The organism is Burkholderia sp. MSMB2157WGS, assembly GCF_001532755.1.
Lineage (GTDB): Bacteria > Pseudomonadota > Gammaproteobacteria > Burkholderiales > Burkholderiaceae > Burkholderia.
On the sequence record NZ_LPJG01000030.1, the window covers coordinates 1176993 to 1195441 of the forward strand.

Annotated in this window: 16 protein-coding genes; 8 read left to right on the top strand and 8 right to left on the bottom strand. The window is 68.3% G+C overall.

Annotation, left to right across the window (positions count from 1 at the left end; translation table 11 throughout):
- Nucleotides 1-88 precede the first annotated feature (88 nt).
- From WT53_RS23730 to WT53_RS23740, 3 genes are all read right to left on the bottom strand, one after another.
- Entirely contained in the window at nucleotides 89-1006 is a 918-nt protein-coding gene (locus WT53_RS23730) for a LysR family transcriptional regulator (protein ID WP_034205372.1), read from the bottom strand.
- A 166-nt stretch (nucleotides 1007-1172) separates the two neighbouring features.
- Nucleotides 1173-1418: a DUF3717 domain-containing protein gene (locus WT53_RS23735; RefSeq protein ID WP_034205373.1), complete on the bottom strand. Its 246-nt coding sequence runs from the start codon at nucleotides 1416-1418 to the stop codon at nucleotides 1173-1175.
- Between the two features lie 261 nt (nucleotides 1419-1679).
- Nucleotides 1680-3215 (bottom strand): amino acid permease, encoded by a 1536-nt coding sequence (locus WT53_RS23740; RefSeq protein WP_034205374.1) that lies wholly within the window; start codon nucleotides 3213-3215, stop codon nucleotides 1680-1682.
- 583 nt (nucleotides 3216-3798) lie between these two features.
- On the opposite strand from WT53_RS23740, the gene WT53_RS23745 reads away from it, so the two are divergent.
- The 4 genes from WT53_RS23745 to WT53_RS23760 all read left to right on the top strand — a co-directional run bounded on the left by WT53_RS23745 (nucleotide 3799) and on the right by WT53_RS23760 (nucleotide 9006).
- Entirely contained in the window at nucleotides 3799-5331 is a 1533-nt protein-coding gene (locus tag WT53_RS23745; protein ID WP_034205375.1) for a sensor domain-containing diguanylate cyclase, read from the top strand.
- Nucleotides 5332-5562: 231 nt separating this feature from the next.
- On the top strand, nucleotides 5563-6633 hold the full coding sequence (locus WT53_RS23750) for an FUSC family protein (RefSeq protein WP_034205376.1): 1071 nt from the start codon (nucleotides 5563-5565) through the stop codon (nucleotides 6631-6633).
- A gap of 320 nt (nucleotides 6634-6953) precedes the next feature.
- Nucleotides 6954-8291 carry an argininosuccinate synthase gene (gene argG, locus WT53_RS23755; RefSeq protein WP_006496064.1) on the top strand — a complete coding sequence of 446 codons (1338 nt, stop codon included), beginning with the start codon at nucleotides 6954-6956 and terminating at the stop codon, nucleotides 8289-8291.
- 217 nt (nucleotides 8292-8508) lie between these two features.
- On the top strand, nucleotides 8509-9006 hold the full coding sequence (locus tag WT53_RS23760; protein ID WP_034205377.1) for a shikimate kinase: 498 nt from the start codon (nucleotides 8509-8511) through the stop codon (nucleotides 9004-9006).
- Nucleotides 9007-9179: 173 nt separating this feature from the next.
- Here the strand turns inward: WT53_RS23760 and WT53_RS23765 are convergent, their stop codons facing one another.
- Both WT53_RS23765 and WT53_RS23770 read right to left on the bottom strand, forming a co-directional pair.
- Nucleotides 9180-10490, bottom strand: a complete 1311-nt coding sequence (locus tag WT53_RS23765) for an MFS transporter (protein ID WP_034205378.1) — start codon at nucleotides 10488-10490, stop codon at nucleotides 9180-9182.
- 133 nt (nucleotides 10491-10623) lie between these two features.
- Nucleotides 10624-11706, bottom strand: coding sequence for a tartrate dehydrogenase (locus WT53_RS23770; protein ID WP_034205379.1), 1083 nt, complete (start codon nucleotides 11704-11706; stop codon nucleotides 10624-10626).
- A gap of 108 nt (nucleotides 11707-11814) precedes the next feature.
- Here WT53_RS23770 and WT53_RS23775 point away from each other — a divergent pair, with 108 nt between their 5' ends.
- Nucleotides 11815-12735, top strand: coding sequence for a LysR substrate-binding domain-containing protein (locus WT53_RS23775; RefSeq protein WP_034205380.1), 921 nt, complete (start codon nucleotides 11815-11817; stop codon nucleotides 12733-12735).
- A gap of 234 nt (nucleotides 12736-12969) precedes the next feature.
- On the opposite strand, the gene WT53_RS23780 is transcribed toward WT53_RS23775, so the two are convergent.
- From WT53_RS23780 to WT53_RS23790, 3 genes are all read right to left on the bottom strand, one after another.
- Nucleotides 12970-13971 carry a LysR family transcriptional regulator gene (locus tag WT53_RS23780; protein ID WP_034205381.1) on the bottom strand — a complete coding sequence of 334 codons (1002 nt, stop codon included), beginning with the start codon at nucleotides 13969-13971 and terminating at the stop codon, nucleotides 12970-12972.
- Between the two features lie 102 nt (nucleotides 13972-14073).
- Entirely contained in the window at nucleotides 14074-14493 is a 420-nt protein-coding gene (locus WT53_RS23785) for an ATP--cob(I)alamin adenosyltransferase (protein ID WP_034206240.1), read from the bottom strand.
- Between the two features lie 120 nt (nucleotides 14494-14613).
- Nucleotides 14614-15414, bottom strand: coding sequence for a helix-turn-helix domain-containing protein (locus WT53_RS23790; RefSeq protein ID WP_034205382.1), 801 nt, complete (start codon nucleotides 15412-15414; stop codon nucleotides 14614-14616).
- 165 nt (nucleotides 15415-15579) lie between these two features.
- Here WT53_RS23790 and WT53_RS23795 point away from each other — a divergent pair, with 165 nt between their 5' ends.
- The 3 genes from WT53_RS23795 (at nucleotide 15580) to WT53_RS23805 (ending at nucleotide 18449) form a co-directional block, all read left to right on the top strand.
- Complete coding sequence (locus WT53_RS23795) at nucleotides 15580-16206, top strand: LysE family translocator (RefSeq protein WP_034205383.1); 627 nt, start codon at nucleotides 15580-15582, stop codon at nucleotides 16204-16206.
- Between the two features lie 13 nt (nucleotides 16207-16219).
- Entirely contained in the window at nucleotides 16220-16972 is a 753-nt protein-coding gene (locus WT53_RS23800) for a bifunctional 2-polyprenyl-6-hydroxyphenol methylase/3-demethylubiquinol 3-O-methyltransferase UbiG (protein ID WP_034205384.1), read from the top strand.
- Between the two features lie 325 nt (nucleotides 16973-17297).
- Nucleotides 17298-18449: a DUF1176 domain-containing protein gene (locus WT53_RS23805; RefSeq protein WP_034205385.1), complete on the top strand. Its 1152-nt coding sequence runs from the start codon at nucleotides 17298-17300 to the stop codon at nucleotides 18447-18449.

The window sequence follows — 18449 nt, forward strand, 5'->3', positions numbered from 1 at the left end:
GCGGCCGCCCGTCGGCGGCCGCATCGAATCGGGGCATGGTGGCCTGCCGGCGCGCGCAGCGTCAAGCAAGCCCCTACCGCCCGCGCGCTCATTCGGGCTGCGGCGGCAGATACTCCATCTGCGCTTCGTCGTACAACCGGTAGATCAGCGCCTGCATCGCGCGAATGTCCTCGGATTCGTCGAGCGCGCGCGTGCTCATGATGATCGGCGACACGAGGTTCGGATCGTCGAGCGGCTTGTAGCTGATGTCGTCGCGCTTCAGCCCGTACACGCTCTGCGGCACGACCGACACGCCCTCGCCCATCGCGACGAGGCCGAGCGCGATCTGCAATTCGCGCGTCTCGTAGATCCTGCGCGGTTGCAGCGCGCGATCGTGGAAGGCCGCGAGTACCTGGTCCGCATAGCTCGGGCGCGGCGCCTTCGGAAAGATGATCAGCGTGTCGTTCACGAGATCGTGCATCGACAGCACGGGCTTCGCGCGGTCGAGCACGTGGCCGACCGGCAGCGCGACGATCATCCGCTCCTCGCGCAGCACGACGCGCCGCACGCTCGGATCCTCGTGACGGATGCGCCCGAACCCGACGTCGATGCGCCCTTCCTTCAGCGCCTTGATCTGGTCCATCGTCGACATCTCGTGCAGGCTCAGCTCGACGGCCGGATATTCGCTGCGATAACGCCGGATGATTTTCGGCAGCATCCCGTACAGCGTCGAGCCGACGAACCCGACCGACATGCTGCGCTCGATCTTGCCGACCCGCTTCGTCATCGATTCGAGTTCGGTGGTCTGCGCGAGCAGTTGCACCGCGTGCGAATAGAAGAAGCGCCCCGCGTCGGTCAGCTTCAGCGGCCGCGCGTTGCGCTCGAACAGCGACACGCCGAGCGCTTCCTCGAGCTGCTGGATCTGCCGGCTCAGCGGCGGTTGCGCGATATGCAGTCGTTCCGCCGCCCGCGTGAAATTCCGCTCTTCGGCCACCGCGACGAAGTAGCGGAGGTGTCTCAACTCCATGTTCGATGCCTCCCGGCGAGCGATCCGGCGCCCAATCCGGCCGGATGATGCCGTCACGATACCGCAGGCCGCGCCGGTCGCCACGTGCGCCGCCCAAAGCAAAACGGGAAGCCGGCGAGCTTCCCGTCGTTTCATCGCCGCCTGACGCCGGCGTCGCGACCGCGCATCACACCTCGGTCGCGTACAGCGCGTCGCGCTGCTCGTGGCTCAGCGAGTCGAGCGGCACGTCGGGCAATCGATAGCAGATCATCGTGCCGTACAGCTCGGCCAGGCAGTTGCTGCCGGCATCGAGCGCGTAGCCGTCCTCGCCGTCCGGCGCCGGCGGGTACACTTCGCGCCACGCGTTGATCGCGGCTTCGATTCGCACGATGGAAACGGGTCCGGCCTTCCGCTCGGCGGGTGATGCACTCATGAGTTCCTCTGGGTTGCGCGCTCCGCGGGCCGTGCCGGCCCGGACGGAGCGATGAAAACGCCGGGCCGCCCGCCGGCCGCCGCGCCGCGCGCGCCGGATGCCGATCCGCGCCGCGCCTGTCGCACCGGCCGGGCCGTGGCCCGGTAGGGTCGGGCAATATAACCGGCTTTGACCCCGTGCAGGCAAAAGCCGGGCAAAAAAAACGGGAAGCGCATGGCTTCCCGTTTCGTCGTCCGTCGCACGGCCGCTGCCGCGCCGGTGTCAACTTGCGGTTTCGCGGTTCGCCACCGGCTGCCGCTGCGCGCCGCGATTCGCGGCGACCCACGGCGCGATCTCCATGTCCTCGTAGCGCACGAACCGGCTCTTCTTCAGGAACCGGTAGCCGAGCCACACGACGACGAACAGCGGAATGCCGACGTAGGTCGCGGCCACGCCGGCCCAGTCGATCCGATTCGCGAGGAACGCCTGATAGTCCTGGCCGAGCGCGATCACGAGGCACAGCACGAACGCGAACAGCGGACCGAACGGGAACCACTTCGACTGGTACGGCAACTGGTCGAGCGCATAACCCTGCTTCACGTAGCCCTTGCGGAACCGGTAGTGGCTGACCGCGATGCCGAGCCACGCGATGAAGCCCGTCATCCCCGATGTGTTCAGCAGCCACAGGTAGACGGTCTTGTCGCCGTACAGCGACGTGAAGAAGCACAACGCGCCGACGGCGGTGGTCGCATACAGCGCATTGCGCGGCACGCCGCCCGGCGACAGCTTCGCGAACACCTTCGGCGCACGGCCTTCGGTGGCGAGGTTGTAGAGCATCCGCGTCGACGCGTACATGCCCGAGTTGCCGGCCGACAGCACGGCCGTCAGGATCACCGCGTTCATCACGCCGGCCGCGAACGCGAGGCCCGCGTGGCGGAACACCAGCGTGAACGGGCTCACGCCGATGTCGGTCACGTCCGTCTTCAGCAGGTTCGGGTCGGTATACGGAATCAGCACGCCGATCACGAAGATCGCGAGCACGTAGAACAGCAGGATCCGCCAGAACACCTGGCGCACCGCGCGCGGAATCGTCGTGCGCGGGTTTTCCGACTCGCCGGCCGCGACGCCGATCAGTTCGGTGCCCTGGAACGAGAAGCCCGCGATCATCGCGACGCCCATCAGCGCCGGCAGGCCGCCCGCGAACGGCGCATCGCCGATCGTCAGGTTGCTCCAGCCGTTGGCCGGCGCGCCCTTCAGAATGCCGAAGATCATCAGCAGGCCGACGCCGATGAACGCGACCACGGTGACGACCTTGATCAGCGCGAACCAGTACTCGGCTTCGCCGAAACCGCGCACGGTGAGCGCATTGAGCAGGAACATCACGGCGAGGAACGCCGCGCTCCACCACACGCCCGGCACGTCCGGAAACCAGTAGTGCATCACGAGCTGCGCGGCGACGAGCTCCACCGCGATCGTCACCGCCCAGTTGTACCAGTAGTTCCAGCCGAGCGCGAAGCCGAAGCCTTCGTCCACGTATTTCGCGCCGTAGGTCGCGAACGAGCCCGACACCGGCATGAACGCGGCCATCTCGCCGAGGCTCGTCATCAGGAAGTAGACCATCAGGCCGATCAGCATGTACGCGACCATCGCGCCGCCGGGGCCGGCCTGCGAGATCGACGCGCCGGACGCGACGAACAGGCCCGTGCCGATCGAGCCGCCGATGGCGATCATCGTCAGGTGGCGCGCCTTCAGCGCGCGATGAAGCTTGGGTGGGTTCGCGGACGAACCGGATGGGTCGGATTTCGGAATGACGGACATAAACGAGACGAACGTTGAGCGGGCCGGCATCCGTGGCCGGCGCATGCGGAATCGGAGCGCGGTGCGCGTCCTGCGATGCATTCGATGCGGCCCCGATACGCGTTGCGCGGCGGGCGCCTGCGGCGAAGCGCGGATTCTACCTGATTCGACAGGCGGACAGCCAAGGTCGCCCGAGCGCCGCCACGCCGGAGATTTCGCGGAATCGACGGGTTGGCCGCTTCGGCCGCCGCGACTGCCGCATGCCGCCGCCAAACCCCGATTGCGTCCGGGTCATTCGATTTTCATTTCTCCGCTCGGCATCCAATCCTGTCCCGATCCGCCAAATACCGCGTCAATGCGCAAAATCGACCGATCGACGCCCCATTAATCAGATGAAAAGACGGACACTGGTCGTTGATTCAAATCAAATCGCCCGCGCGCAATGCGGTAATGATGCGTAATCGTTTCGAATCGCCGTTTCCGCATGCATGTTTTGCATGTGCACACGAAATTCGGGAATTCGCGGGATAATGACGATTAATTCGAAATAATCAGCGTACGGAACCGCCAACCGCGCGAGTGCCCGCCGCCCGCCACCCCGAGGATGAAATCATTCCCGCTGCCCGCCACGCTGCGCCGCCATACCGCGTCGATCGTGGCACGCATTCTGTCGCCCCGCGGCGTACTCGTGGCGGGCATCGTCCTGCTGATGTTCAGTTGGGGACTTTCCACGTCGCTCTTGATGGAGGCACGGCGCGACGCGTATATCCATGCGATCGAAAATGCGCGCAACCTGATGCTGCTGATCGAACGCGATATCGCGCGCAATATCGAACTCTACGATTTGTCGCTGCAAAACGTCGTCGACGGCGTGGCCGATTCGGAATTGATGACATTGCCGCCGCGCCAACGCCACCGGCTGCTGTTCGACCGCGCGGCGACGGGCGCCTATCTCGGCTCGATTTTCGTGATGGATGCGCACGGCAATATCGCGATCGATTCCAGTGCATCGCCCGCCCGGCGAGGCAATTTCGCCGACCGCGACTATTTCACCGTGCATCGCGACCGGCTCGTCGCCGGCCTCTATATCAGCCGTCCGTTCGCGTCGCGGCTGCGCGGCGGCGCGCTGACGATCGCGCTGAGCCGCCGGATCACCCGGCCCGACGGCAGGTTCGGCGGCATCGTCGTCGGCACGCTCAGCATCGACTACTTCCGCGCACTGCTCGACGGCCTCGCGGTCGGCCGGCACGGCAGCGCGGCGATCGTCGAGGAAAGCGGCACGCTCGTGTCGCGCCTGCCGTACGACTCGCGGATGGTCGGTCGCGATCTGCACAACTCGCCGCTGTTCATCGACGCGCAGCGCAGCCGCAACGGCGAGCTGGCCGGCGTCGGCGCCATCGACGGCGTGCGGCGCATCTATGTTTACAAGCATCTCGCCGGGCTGCCGCTGATCGTCGACGTCGCGCCCGCCGAGATCGACATCTACGCGTCGTGGCACCACCGCGCGGTCTGGACCGTCGTGCTGATGGGCCTGTTCACGGCGTTCATCGCGTGGGGCTCGCTCGCGCTGTCGCGCGAGCTGAAGCGCCGGCAGGAGGCCGAATCGAAGCTGTACCGGCTCGCGCACACCGATTCGCTGACGGGCCTCGACAACCGCGGCACCTTCGACACGGTGCTCGCGAAGGAGACGCAGCGCGCGTCGCGCAGCGGCCGCCCGTTGTCCGTGCTGTTCGTCGACGTCGATCACTTCAAGGCGTTCAACGACTACTACGGCCACCCGGCCGGCGACGACGTGCTGCGCCAGGTCGCGCAGTCGCTGTCGCGCTGCCTGCGCCGCGACGGCGATCACGTCGCGCGCTACGGCGGCGAGGAATTCGTCGTCACGCTGCCCGACACCGACGCGCCGGGCGCGGCGACCGTCGCCGAAGGCATCCGGCGCGCGATCGCGGGGCTCGACATCGAACACGTGAAAAGTCCGTACGGGCGCGTCACGGCCAGCATCGGCACGGCCACCGCCGCCGACGGCCGGATGAACGCCGCGACGCTGCTGCGGCGCGCCGACGAAGCGCTGTATCGCGCGAAGTCGGGCGGCCGCAATCGCGTGCTGGATGCGGAGTCGAGCGCGGCCGACGCGTGACGCGCCGCGAGGCGTCTTTGCGCCTTGATTCGCCTTGATTCGCCTTGGTGCGCCTCGATGCGCGTTGATCCGCCCCGCCGCGTGATCCGATGCGGCCGCCTGCCGCCCCGCCCTGCGGCCGCGCCGTGGACAGCCCGCGCGCGTTCGGCTAGCGTTACGTCAGCTGCGCATGCGGCGCGGCGCCGGCCCGCGCGGGCCGCCGTGCGCGTTCCTGCCACCCTCAGCTCCGCCATGACCGCCCCGCTCCCCACCCGCCTGCCCCCGCTCGTGCGCCACGCGCTTCGCCCGCTGCTCGACCCGTATCGCCGCTACCGGCATGCGAAGCTGATCCATGCGGCGCGCGTCGCGCTCGCGATTCTCGTGTCGATCGCGCTGTCCACGGGGTTGAACGTGCCGCATGGCGAATGGTCGACGATCACCGTGCTGATCGTCGTCGGCGGGCTGCAGCACCACGGCAACATCCGCAAGAAGGCGGCGGAGCGCGCGCTCGGCACATCGATCGGCGCACTGGCGGGGCTCGGGCTGATCCTCCTCTACTCGTTCCTGCACGCACCGTTCGCGATCTACCTGCTGATGGCAGTCGGGTGCGGCGTCTGCGCGTATCACGCGATCGGCAAGGCCGGCTACATCGCGCTGCTGTCGGCGATCACGATGGTGATCGTCGCCGGGCACGGCGACAACGAGATCGTCGACGGCCTGTGGCGCGCGGTGAACGTGCTGGCCGGCATCGCGATCGCGCTGGCGTTCTCGTTCGCGCTGCCGCTCTACGCGACCTATTCGTGGCGCTACAAGCTCGCCGACGCGCTGCGCGCGTGCGCGGCCGTGCATGCGCGGCTCGCGGGCGACCGCGAGGTGGGCGACGACGCGCACCTGAAGGAAATGGCCGCGCTGAGCGCGCTGCTCGTGCAGTTGCGCTCGCTGATGCCGTCGGTGGCGAAGGAATGCGAGACGTCGATGGCGCAACTCGAGGCGATTCAGCGCAGCCTGCGCCTGTGCATCGGTTATCTGGAGATCCTGTCGAGCGCGCTGCCGGCCCGCGACGACGTGGCGGCCCGCGAATACATGCGCGTCGAGATGAAGACCGTGAACCGGCGCATCCGCGACACGCTGGTCGGCGCGAGCCGCGCGCTCAAGTTCGGCACGCCGAGCCGGCTCGCGCCGCGCCGCCGGCCGGCCGACGCGCCGCACGACGCGCCGCCGCCGCAGTTGTCCGGCTACGTGTCGATCACGGCCAACCTGGCCGGCGAAGTCGACCAGCTGCGCGAGCGGCTGCTCGATACCGCGCGGTCGTGGAATATCTGAGGCGCCAGCTTCACGCGCCTTTCTTTCATATGCCTTTCGGCACATCGAGGCGGCGCGCCGGCGACGCTGGGCACGGCCGGCCACCGATCCGGCCCCCGAAATCCGGCCCGGGGCCCGGTTCGTCCGCGCGGGTTTTCGGCGTCGATGCAACGCCGCCCCGCCCGGCGTTCTCCAGCCGGTTAACCGCCTGTCAGGCCCGCCGCGACGGGCGCGACGACGGTTCCGCACCAAAATCAACCCTTGCCCCATCTTCCCGGACAGCCGATACTCGCATATTCCGCGAAATACGATCCCACCGGCTTCAATCCACGGTAATTCCTATGAGCACGATTCTCGAAAGCCTCCCGACCGGCCAGAAGGTCGGTATCGCCTTCTCCGGCGGCCTGGACACCAGCGCCGCGCTGCACTGGATGAAACTGAAGGGCGCCGTCCCGTACGCATACACGGCGAACCTCGGCCAGCCCGACGAAGACGATTACGACGCGATCCCGAAACGCGCGATCGAATACGGCGCAGCCGGCGCCCGCCTGATCGACTGCCGTGCGCAGCTCGTCGCCGAAGGCATCGCGGCGCTGCAAAGCGGCGCGTTCCACATCACGACCGCCGGCGTCACGTACTTCAACACGACGCCGATCGGCCGCGCCGTGACGGGCACGATGCTCGTCGCCGCGATGAAGGAAGACGGCGTCAACATCTGGGGCGACGGCAGCACGTACAAGGGCAACGACATCGAGCGCTTCTACCGCTACGGCCTGCTCGTGAACCCGGATCTGAAGATCTACAAGCCGTGGCTCGACCAGACGTTCATCGACGAGCTCGGCGGCCGCGCCGAAATGTCGGAGTTCATGAACCAGGCCGGTTTCGCGTACAAGATGTCGGCCGAGAAGGCGTATTCGACCGATTCGAACCTGCTCGGCGCGACGCACGAGGCGAAGGATCTGGAAAGCCTCGAAAGCGGCATCAAGATCGTGAACCCGATCATGGGCGTCGCGTTCTGGCGCGACGACGTGAAGATCGCCGCCGAGGAAGTGACGGTGCGCTTCGAAGCCGGCCAGCCGGTCGCGCTGAACGGCGTCGAGTTCAAGGATCAGGTCGAGCTGCTGCTGGAAGCGAACCGTATCGGCGGCCGCCACGGCCTCGGCATGAGCGACCAGATCGAGAACCGCATCATCGAGGCGAAGAGCCGCGGCATCTACGAAGCTCCGGGCCTCGCGCTGCTGTACATCGCGTACGAGCGCCTCGTCACCGGTATCCACAACGAAGACACGATCGAGCAGTACCGCGAAAACGGCCGCCGCCTCGGCCGCCTGCTGTACCAGGGCCGCTGGTTCGACCCGCAGGCGATCATGCTGCGCGAAACCGCGCAACGCTGGGTCGCACGCGCGATCACCGGCGAAGTGAAGATCGAACTGCGCCGCGGCAACGACTACTCGATCCTGAGCACGAAGTCGCCGAACCTCACGTATCAGCCGGAACGCCTGTCGATGGAGAAGGTCGCGTCGACGTTCTCGCCGCGCGACCGGATCGGCCAGCTGACGATGCGCAACCTCGACATCACCGATACGCGCGACAAGCTGCGCGTGTACTCGCAAGTCGGGCTGCTGACGCCGGGCGAAGCGTCGGCGCTGCCGCAGATCAAGGGCGACGGCGACAAGTAAGTCGCGTCGTTCGACGCCGTGCCGCATCGCCTGCATGCGGCACGGTCGGGCAGGCTGCACGTGTGGCGCCTCATTACGCACGCAGCCTGCCGCTTCCCCTGTCCCCCGCCTTTCCGCTTCCTTCCGCATTCGCATTCCGCCGCGTGACGCGTCGACGGCACTGCATCGCCGCGCCGGTCATGGCAAGCTGCGAGTCGTCCGGTTCCTGCGTCGACTCATGACCACCCTTACCGTCATCCACCTGAACGGCCCGATCAACAGCGGCAAGACGACGATCGGCCTCGCGCTCGCACGCGTGTTGCCCGACGCGCGCTGCATCGACGGCGACGATCACGATGCGCCCGAAGATGCGCCGTTCGACGTGCAATGGGCGATCGCGCTCGAACGCCTCGTCGCGCAGATCGCGAACGCACGAGAACGCCATCTGGTCATCGCCTATCCGATCGGCGACGCGGAATTCGAACGGCTGCGCGCGGCCTGCGATGCGCGCGATGCGCGATTGTTCGTCGTCACGCTCGCGCCGCCGGAAGCGGTCGCGGCGTCGAATCGCGGCGCGCGCGCGTTGACGGAATGGGAGCGCCGCCGGATCGCGGAAATGTATCGGGAAGGGTATGCGGCGCGCGCGTTCAGCGAGATGGTGGTGGATACTTCCGATGCGACGCCCGACGCGTGTGCGGCACGTATCGCGCGGCAGGTCGCGGCGACGGCCTCGTAGCAGCCTCGTAGCAGCCTCGTCGCGGCTGCGCCGGCACGCGCCGTCCGGGCCGTGCGTGAACCTGCGCTGACGCCGACGCTCGCGCCCGGCCGATCGCGCGCCGCCGCGCACGAAGCCGGACAGGTACGCCACGCCCCCGTCCGGCTGCCCTGCAGCCGCGCACATTGCCACGCTTACGAGTGATGCCGCACGCCCGGCACCGCCGCTTCCCGCGCGCCCTTGCGGCTCAGCATCAGCGTGACGATCGCCGACACCGCGAGCGTGCCGGCCACCACGTAGAGCCCGGCCGCATACCCGCCCGTCGCGTGCTTCAGCCAGCCGATCGCGAACGGCCCGACGAACCCGCCGAGATTGCCGATCGAGTTGATCATCGCGATGCCCGCCGCCGCGCCGGCCCCCGACAGGAACGCGCTCGGCATCGCCCACAGCGGCGCCTTCGCGGCGCTGATGCCGATGTTGACGACGACCAGCGCGAGCACGGTCAGCAGCGCGGTGCTCGCCTGCCCAGCGAACACGAAGCCGATGCACGCGAGCACGCACGGAATCACGACATGCCACGTGCGCTCGCCGGTGCGATCCGAATGCCGCGCCCACGCGATCATCGCGACCACGGCGGCGATGCTCGGAATGCCGGTCAGCAAGCCCGTCTGCAATGCGGTGAAGCCGAACTGCTCGACCATCAGCGGCGCCCACAGGCCCAGCGTGTACAGCCCCGCCGACGTGCCGAAGTAGATCAGCGCGAGCGCCAGCACGCGCGGGTCGCGCAGCGCCTGCCACGCGCCGGCCGTATGCCCGGCGTGCGTGTGGCGCGCGTCCGCTTCCGCTTTCAGCTTCGCGATCAGCCAGTCGCGCTCGTCGGCCCGCAGCCACGCGGCCTGCGACGGCGCCTCGGTCAGGCACTTCAGCACGACGAAGCCGAGCGCGACCGCCGGCAGCGCTTCGACGATGTACAGCATCTGCCAGTCGGCCAAGCCGAACATCGGCGGCATCTGCATGATCGCGCCCGACAGCGGCGAGCCGATCGCGGTCGAGATCGGCGCAGCCGCCATGAACCACGCGGCGGCCACCGCGCGCTGCTTCACGGGAAACCACAAGCTCAGGTACAGGATGATGCCGGGGAAGAAACCCGCTTCGGCCATGCCGAGCAGGAAGCGCAACACGTAGAAGCTGGTCGGCCCGGCCGCGAACGCGGATACGGCCGACACGATCCCCCACGTAATCATCACGCGCGCGATCCAGATGCGCGCGCCGACGCGGTGCAGTATCAGGTTGGACGGCACTTCGAACAGGAAGTAGCCGATGAAGAACAGGCCGCCGCCGAACCCGAACGCGGTCGGCGACAGGCCGATCGCCTTGTTCATCGTCATCGCGGCAAAGCCGACGTTGACGCGATCGAGAAAGCTGACGAAGTAAAGCAGCATCACGAACGGAATGATGCGCCACATCAGTTTCCGCGCGACGCGGGTTTCCAGATCCGCTTGCATGTGTCTCCTCCTTCGAGGTCGGGCCGTGCGCCGTCGGTCGGTGGACCATCGGCGCCGGCCGCCGCCCGGCTCGCGTCGGATGCGCGAGTCGCGGACAGAAAAAATGCGCGAGTGAAGCGAACGGGCGGCGCCGTCAGGCCGCAACCGCCGCGTTGGCGATGCGCTCGCAGACGGCCGCCGTCACCTGCACAGTCGTCGCGCTGCCGCCGAGGTCGCGCGTATGCAGCGACGGGTCGGCCGTCACGGTCTCGATCGCCTGCATCACACGCGCGGCCGCTTCCGTCTCGCCGAGGTGATCGAGCAGCATCACGACCGACCAGAACGTGCCGACCGGATTCGCGAGCCCCTTGCCCATGATGTCGAACGCGGAGCCGTGGATCGGCTCGAACATCGACGGATAGCGGCGCTCGGGATCGATGTTGCCGGTCGGCGCGATGCCGAGGCTGCCCGCGAGCGCGGCGGCGAGATCGCTGAGAATGTCCGCGTGCAGGTTAGTCGCAACGATCGTGTCGAGCGACGCCGGCCGGTTGACCATGCGCGCGGTCGCCGCATCGACGAGCTCCTTGTCCCATGTCACGTCGGGAAACTCCTGCGCGATCTGCTTCGCGATCTCGTCCCACATCACCATCGCGTGCCGCTGTGCGTTGCTCTTCGTGATCACGGTCAGCAGCTTGCGCGGCCGCGACTGCGCGAGCCGGAACGCGAAACGCATGATGCGTTCGACGCCGGCGCGCGTGAGGATCGACACGTCGGTCGCAGCCTCGATCGGATGGCCTTGGTGCACGCGCCCGCCGACGCCCGCGTACTCGCCTTCCGAGTTCTCGCGGACGATCACCCAGTTCAGGTCGTCCGGCCCGCAGCGCTTCAGCGGCGCGTCGATGCCCGGCAGGATGCGTGTCGGGCGCACGTTCGCGTACTGGTCGAAGCCCTGGCAGATCTTCAGGCGCAGCCCCCAGAGCGTCACGTGGTCGGGCACGTCCGGGTCGCCTGTGGAGCCGAACAGGATCGCGTCCTTGCCGCGCAGCGCGTCGAGACCGTCGGCCGGCATCATCGCACCGTGCTGGCGGTAGTAGTCGGCGCCCCAGTCGAAATCCTCGAACTCGAACGCGAAGCGGTCGCTGCCGCGGGCGAGCGCTGCCAGCACCTGCTTGGCCGCAGGCACCACTTCCTTGCCGATGCCGTCGCCGGGAATCGTTGCGATACGGTAGGTCTTCATGCGGACATCCTCGATTGATCGTAAGCGTGAACGCACTTTACCGAACCAGTAGTGCAGAAACCGGGGCTATACTCAAAGCATCTTTAACTTCAATTCATGAATCCCGTCATGGCGGATACCGTCCAGCCGGCCGATCTCGGCTTCTTCTCGACGCTGGCCGCTTCGGGCAGCCTGAGCGCGGCCGCGCGCGAGCTCGGGCTGACCGCGGCGGCCGTCAGCAAGCGGCTCACGCAGATGGAGCGGCGTGCGGGCGTGACGCTCGTCAATCGCACGACGCGGCGGATGATGCTGACACCCGAAGGCGATGTGTACTTGGAATACGCGCGCCGGATCCTCGACCAGATGGACGAACTCGGCGAATTGCTCGGCAGCGCAAAGCAGCGGCCGAAGGGCCTGCTACGCGTGAATGCGACGCTCGGCTTCGGGCGCAGCCACGTCGGCCCGGCGATCTCGCGCTTCGTCGCGCGCTATCCGGAAGTGTCAGTGCAGCTGCAGCTGTCGGTGATGCCGCCGCCGCTCACCGACGATGCGTTCGACGTGTGCGTCCGCTTCGGCGAACCGCCCGACACGCGCGTCGTCGCGCGGCGGCTCGCGCCGAACCGCCGGCTACTGTGCGCGGCGCCCGTGTATCTCGCGCGGCACGGGACGCCCGGCACGCCGCACGACCTGACGCGGCACAACTGCATCGGCATCCGGCAGGGCGACGAAGGTTACGGCGTGTGGCGCTTGACGAGCGGGCGCGGCGCGGCCCGCCGCACGGAAGCCGTGCGGATCAACGGCAACCTGACGACGAACGACGGCGAAATCGCGGTGAAGTGGGCGCTCGACGGGCACGGGATCCTGATGCGCGCGGAATGGGATCTGCGCGACTATCTCGCCGACGGGCGGCTGGTGGTCGTGCTGCCGGATCATGAAACGCCGAGCGCCGATATCTACGCGGTATATGCGCAGCGTCACCAGATGTCGGCGCGAATTCGCGCGTTCGTCGATTTTCTGGCGGAAGAATTGGGGCGATTCAGGGTGGTGTAACGCGCGGGCTCCACACGCCGTGCGGGACGGCCTGTCGGTGCGCGATGCTGCGGGCACCCGCACGCCTCCGGCTCGCCGTGTGCGGCTGCACGGCTGACCGTGCGGCATATGAGGAAAATATTTTGGCCGATTTCGCATTGCATCGCCAAAATATTGACATTCTTCGATCCGTACCGGATGGCCCGTGCATTCCGCCTCGCAACCGCTTGACGGCTTGCCGGCCACATACCGCCGTCAGGCCGCCGCTACCAGTCCGCCATAACGGTCGCACGCAGCGACGACTTCCTGCGCCGGCCGCCACCCCGTCGCCCCCACCGGCGCCAGCCCCATGTGTTCCTTCACGGCCTGCACGAAACGCTCGGCGATCCAGTCGACGAACGCGCGCACGCCGGGCGAGACATGCGGGCGCTTCACGTAGACGGCCGACACGGCGAGCGCATCGGGTTGCCAGCGCGGCAGCACCTCCCGCAATCGCCCGGCCTCGATCAGCGGCTGCGCGGCAACGCGCGTCGGCTGGATCAGCCCGAGGCCGTGCACGCCGCAGGCGAGATACGCCTGCTCGTCGTCCACGCCGACGATGCCGTCGAGCCGCACCTTGCGCACCGCGTCGTCCACCACGAACTCGAGCTCGGCCGGACGCTGGCCGGATACGTGCGACGCGCCTACCGCGCGATGCGCGCCCAGCTCGTCGGGCGTGCGCGGCACGCCGAAGCGGTCGAGATACGCGAGGCTCGCGCACGTCACGCGCTCGAGCGAGCCGAGCCGGCGCGCGACGAGCGACGAATCGGGCAGCGCACCGAGCCGGATGCTGCAGTCGATCGCGTCGCCGATGCGATCGACCGCGCGCCCGGCCATGGCGAGCATCAGCTCGAGATCGGGATGCCGCGCGTTGAATTCGCCGAGCGCCGGCAACACGATCGCGCCCGCCACCGACGCCGGCAACTCGACGCGCAGCGGCCCGCTCGGATGCAGCGCGGCGCCGCGGATGCTGGCTTCGAGCTCGTCGACGTCCGCCGTGATGCTGACGCAGCGCCGGTAGTATGCGTCGCCTTCGGGCGTCGCCCGCAACGCGCGCGTCGTGCGCACCAGCAACGGCATGCCGAGCGCCGCTTCGAGCTCCTGCACGGTGCGCGTCGCGGTGGCGCGCGAAATGCCGAGTGCCTGCGCCGCGCGCGTAAAGCTGTTCATTTCGACGATGCGCGTGAAGATGCGCATCGCGCGGATCGGATTGTCCACCCCAACACCTCTGCGTGGTTGCGATATGCCGCAGCGCGCGTTCGCGCACTGCGCCTGCGTGCCAATGTCGACGCAAGCCGCGCGGCCCGCGCGGCCGTCGGATCAGGCGTTCGCTGCCGCGATGCTGCGCGCCGGTTCGGCCAGCAGCCGTTGCGCGAGCGCCAGCGCGTCGTCGCGGCTCGCCGCCGCATTCAGCGGATACCCCCAGACCTTCTCGAAGGCGCCCGAAAAGGCATCGAGCGCCATGCGCCGTGCGGCATCGGGCTCGATCGCGATCATCCCCGGGATCCATTCGCGCGACAGCGCGCGGTTGGCCTTGCTCCATTTCGCGAGCTGCTTGCGTATCTCGTGATCGTTGTCGGCGCGATCGTCGCCGGACGGCGCATCGTCGGTCAGCAGAACGAAACGTTCGCGGCGCGCGAGCAACGCATCGAGTTCGGCGGTCAGGCGGGCGGGATCGGTGGGGGGCGAGCCGCTGTAACGCAGCCAGACAAACGGGAATTCAGTCGTGACGATTTGCATGTCGACCTCCAAATGAGAACGATTCTCATTCTATGGAGCGAGGCCTCATGCGTCATTTCTCATTCCGGCCAACTGCTTTCTCGATCCGGCCAAACGTGCGCGGGTGCGCAGTCCGGCTGTTCAGCGTTGCCGGTCGGTCAGGAATTGCGTGGGCGACTTGCCGGTCGCCTTGCGGAACATCGTGACGAAGCTACTCGCGCTCTCGTAGCCGAGATCGATCGCGATCTGATGCACGCGGCGGCCGGTCGTCAGCATCCGCAGCGACAGCGCGACGTGCAGCCGCCGACGCCAGTCGCCGAGACTCATCCCGAGCTCCTTCGTCGCGAGCCGCGTGAGGCTGCGCTCGCTGATGCCCGCGCGCCGTGCGAGTTCGGGCAGCGGCGACTTGTCGGCCGGATCGTCGAGCAGATGGTCGATCAGCTTGCGCAGCCGACGATCGGCCGGCATCGGCAGATACAGGTCCTCGACCGGCGCCGCGACGAGTTCGTCGAGCAGCGTCGCCACCAGCCGCCCTTGCGGCCCGTCGACGTCGTACAGGTTCGGGAAGCTGGCCGCCTTCAGCAGCAGCTCGCGCAACAGCGGCGACACGGCCAGCGTGCAGCAGCGCGTGGGCAGGTCGAGCGCCGCGTCGGGTTCGACCAGGACCGCGTAGAAGGTCGCGCCGGCCGAGCCGCGCGCCGCATGCGGGACGTCGCCCGGAATCCAGACCGTGCATTGCGGCGGCGCGCTCCACACGCCGCCGTCGATCTCGCAATAGACGACGCCGCTAAGCGTGTAGAGCAGTTGCGCCTGACGGTGGCTGTGCCGCTCCAGCCGCCATTCGGGCTCGACGACCGAGCCGCCGAACACCACGAGCGGACGCGGCACGCGATGGACGTCGGCGTCCGCGGCGGGATCGGTCATCGGTGGAAGGTCGCGCATGGAACGACAAGCTGTGGAAAAGGCCGGACGCCGACGCGTCCTTTCGTGCTTATACCAGAAAGGCGCCGGCGCAGCCGTGCGGTTCGACGCGGCGTCTGCGGGCGCGCGACGAACCGAATACAATGCGGCGATCCCCTGTCGCTGCGCCAACCTGCCGGAGCCGCCATGTTCGACCTGACCACGCTGACCACCTTCACGGCCGTCGTCCTGGGCCTGTTCCTGATCCCCGGCCCCGCCGTGCTGCTCGTGCTGAGCCGCACCGTGCAGGGCGGCCGCAAGACCGGCATCCTGACCGGCCTCGGCGTCGCGAGCGGCGACTTCGTGCACACGCTGTTCGCGGCCGTCGGATTGTCCGCACTGCTGATGACGTCGGCGCTCGCGTTCAACGTCGTGAAGCTGGCCGGCGCCGCGTACCTGATCTATCTCGGCGTGCGCGCGCTGCTGGAGAAGGCGGCCGATCCGTCGCTGCCGCAGGTGTCGCCCGTCACGCCGTTCAAGGCGTACCTGCAGGCGATTCCCGCCGAAGTGCTGAATCCGAAAACCGCGCTGTTCTTTCTCGCGTTCATGCCGCAGTTCGTGCATCCGGAGCGCGGCTCGACGTTCGTGCAGTTCGCGGTGCTCGGGCTGATCTTCGTCGTGCTCAGCTCGCTTTACACGACGCTGATCGCGTGCTCGATCCGCCCGCTCGGCCGCATCGTGAAGCGGCTCACGTGGCTCACGCGCTGGCAGGGCAAGATCATCGGTTCGATCTTCATCGCGCTCGGGCTGCGCGTGGCCGTGCAGCAGCGCTGATGCGAGTGCGCGTATGACGCCCGCCGGCGCGGACCTGCTCTACACCGACCCGCGCCTCGTCGCGGTATACGACCTGTTCAACGCCGGCGATCGGGACTTCGCGTTCTACGCCGCCGAGATCGGCGCCGTCCCGCAACGCATCCTCGATCTCGGCTGCGGCACCGGCACGTTCGCCCGACGGCTCGCGACGGCCGGGCATGACGTCGTCGCGATCGATCCCGCTTCGGCGATGATCGATTACGCGCGACGCCAGCCGGGCGCCGACGCCGTGCGCTGGTTCGCGTGCGCGCTCGACGGCCTGCCGCCCGGTGTGCCGTTCGATGCGGTCGTGATGACCGGGCACGCGTTCCAGTGCCTGCTGACCGACGACGCCATCGACGCGACACTGCGCGGCGTGCGGCGCGTGCTCGCCGGCGGCGGCCGCTTCCTGTTCGATACCCGCAACCCGCGCACCGAACCGTGGCGGGCATGGACGCCCGCGCAGTCGGCACGCAGCATCGAATCGCACGCATTCGGCATCGTCGATCTCCATCACGCGGTGCGGGCGATCGACGGCGCGATCGTGACGTTCGACACGCACTACCGCTTCCGCCGCGACGATACGGTGCTGACGAATACGAGCCGGCTGCGTTTCATCGCGCACGCCGAATTGCAAGCGCGCGTGGCGGCCGCCGGTTTCGCGTCGGCCGACTGGCGCGGCGACTGGGACCACGCTCCGTTCGACGAAGCGACCAGCGCGGAGATCATCGCGATCTGCCGCGCGTGAGCGCGGGTGCGCGGGTACGTCGATTGCGCTGGCGGCGGGCAGCGTGCTCACCGCATACGCATCCCGGATCGTGCGGCGCGACCGTCCGACGCAGCGCGGCCGGCAGTCGATGAAACGAACGGCGCGGTGGCTGCCGGCATCGCGCCGCTTGCGCGTCGATCGGCCACGTGCGTGCCCGCGCACCGTTTCGTCACATCGTTCCTCCGCGTTGCAGCGGTATACTGGATGCCGTTCGCGCCACTGCACTCGACCTGCACCGCTTGCTGACGATGCGCTTGCAGTCCGGCATCCTCCGCCCGCCTCCTCCCAGTCGATTCGAACCGCCATGTCGCACCGTTTTTCGCTCGCCGTCGCCGCCCTCCTCGCCGCTTCCCCGATCGTCACGCACGCCCGTCCGCTGTCGCGGCCGCCAGTCGAACGCGAGTTCAAGAGCTGGTCGGTCGTCTGCGACAACGGCAATCGCTGTATCGCGGAAAGTCACGCCGACGATATCGACGATGCACGCGCCGGCCTGATCCTGCGCGTGACGCGCGACGCCGGCCCGGACGCGCAACCGTCGCTCGACCTTTACGCATCGACGCCGATCGACTTGCGCACGGCCCGCATCGACGGCCGACCGTTCGATGCGATGCCGGCGCAATGGCATACGTTCGGCGACAAGACCAACGACGAAGCCCGCCCGTTCCGGCTCCGGACCGACGATCCGGCCACGGTGGCCGCGTGGCTCGCCGCGGCGCGTAATGCCCAACTGCTGAGCCTCGGCGATCCGGCATCGGCGCCCACCGCGCGTACGCCGTTGTCGGGATTGAATGCCGCGTTGCTGCTGATCGACGATACGCAGGGCCGCGTCGGCACGGTCACGGCGCTGTCGCGCCCCGGCGCCCGGCCTGCGTCGTCGGTGCCGGCCGCGCCCGCGTTGCCGCCCGCGATCACGCCCGCGCCGCCGGCCGACTCGACCCTGTCGAGCGCCGAACAGCGTCCGCTCGTCGATGCGGTGCTCGCGAAATTCGGCGCCGACGTGAAGCAATGCGCGGCCGAGGTCGAAGACGAAATGTCGGCGAGCGACCGCAGGAAAGCGTCGCGCGCCGTCGCGATCTCGTCCGACGAGGCGCTCGTCGCGATCCCGTGCCAGACCAGCAGCCTGTATAACCACACCGACCTGTGGTATCGCGTGCGCCGCACCGCGCCGTACATGCCGGCCGCGATGAATTTCGGCGAGAACGCGAGCGCGGGCCTCGATTCGGCGTCGTTCGCGAACGAGCTGACCGACGCCAGCTACGATGCCGCCCGCGCGACGCTGTCGAGCACGGTCAGATTGCGCAGCGCCGGCGATTGCGGCTCGACCGCATCGTGGGTGTTCGACGGCCGGCGCTTCGTGCTCGACGGCCTCGCCACGCACAGCACCTGCAACGGCCTGTTCCAGGCTCGATGGCCGCGCCTGTATCGCCGGGCCGACGCGGCCGGCAGCCCGCACTGA

Bases quoted from the DNA above. Each gene is read 5' to 3' on its own strand.
- WT53_RS23730 (WP_034205372.1), bottom strand. From the start codon at position 1,006: ATGGAGTTGAGACACCTCCGCTACTTCGTCGCGGTGGCCGAAGAGCGG.
- WT53_RS23735 (WP_034205373.1), bottom strand. From the start codon at position 1,418: ATGAGTGCATCACCCGCCGAGCGGAAGGCCGGACCCGTTTCCATCGTG.
- WT53_RS23740 (WP_034205374.1), bottom strand. From the start codon at position 3,215: ATGTCCGTCATTCCGAAATCCGACCCATCCGGTTCGTCCGCGAACCCA.
- WT53_RS23745 (WP_034205375.1), top strand. From the start codon at position 3,799: ATGAAATCATTCCCGCTGCCCGCCACGCTGCGCCGCCATACCGCGTCG.
- WT53_RS23750 (WP_034205376.1), top strand. From the start codon at position 5,563: ATGACCGCCCCGCTCCCCACCCGCCTGCCCCCGCTCGTGCGCCACGCG.
- argG (WP_006496064.1), top strand. From the start codon at position 6,954: ATGAGCACGATTCTCGAAAGCCTCCCGACCGGCCAGAAGGTCGGTATC.
- WT53_RS23760 (WP_034205377.1), top strand. From the start codon at position 8,509: ATGACCACCCTTACCGTCATCCACCTGAACGGCCCGATCAACAGCGGC.
- WT53_RS23765 (WP_034205378.1), bottom strand. From the start codon at position 10,490: ATGCAAGCGGATCTGGAAACCCGCGTCGCGCGGAAACTGATGTGGCGC.
- WT53_RS23770 (WP_034205379.1), bottom strand. From the start codon at position 11,706: ATGAAGACCTACCGTATCGCAACGATTCCCGGCGACGGCATCGGCAAG.
- WT53_RS23775 (WP_034205380.1), top strand. From the start codon at position 11,815: ATGGCGGATACCGTCCAGCCGGCCGATCTCGGCTTCTTCTCGACGCTG.
- WT53_RS23785 (WP_034206240.1), bottom strand. From the start codon at position 14,493: ATGCAAATCGTCACGACTGAATTCCCGTTTGTCTGGCTGCGTTACAGC.
- WT53_RS23790 (WP_034205382.1), bottom strand. From the start codon at position 15,414: ATGCGCGACCTTCCACCGATGACCGATCCCGCCGCGGACGCCGACGTC.
- WT53_RS23795 (WP_034205383.1), top strand. From the start codon at position 15,580: ATGTTCGACCTGACCACGCTGACCACCTTCACGGCCGTCGTCCTGGGC.
- WT53_RS23800 (WP_034205384.1), top strand. From the start codon at position 16,220: ATGACGCCCGCCGGCGCGGACCTGCTCTACACCGACCCGCGCCTCGTC.
- WT53_RS23805 (WP_034205385.1), top strand. From the start codon at position 17,298: ATGTCGCACCGTTTTTCGCTCGCCGTCGCCGCCCTCCTCGCCGCTTCC.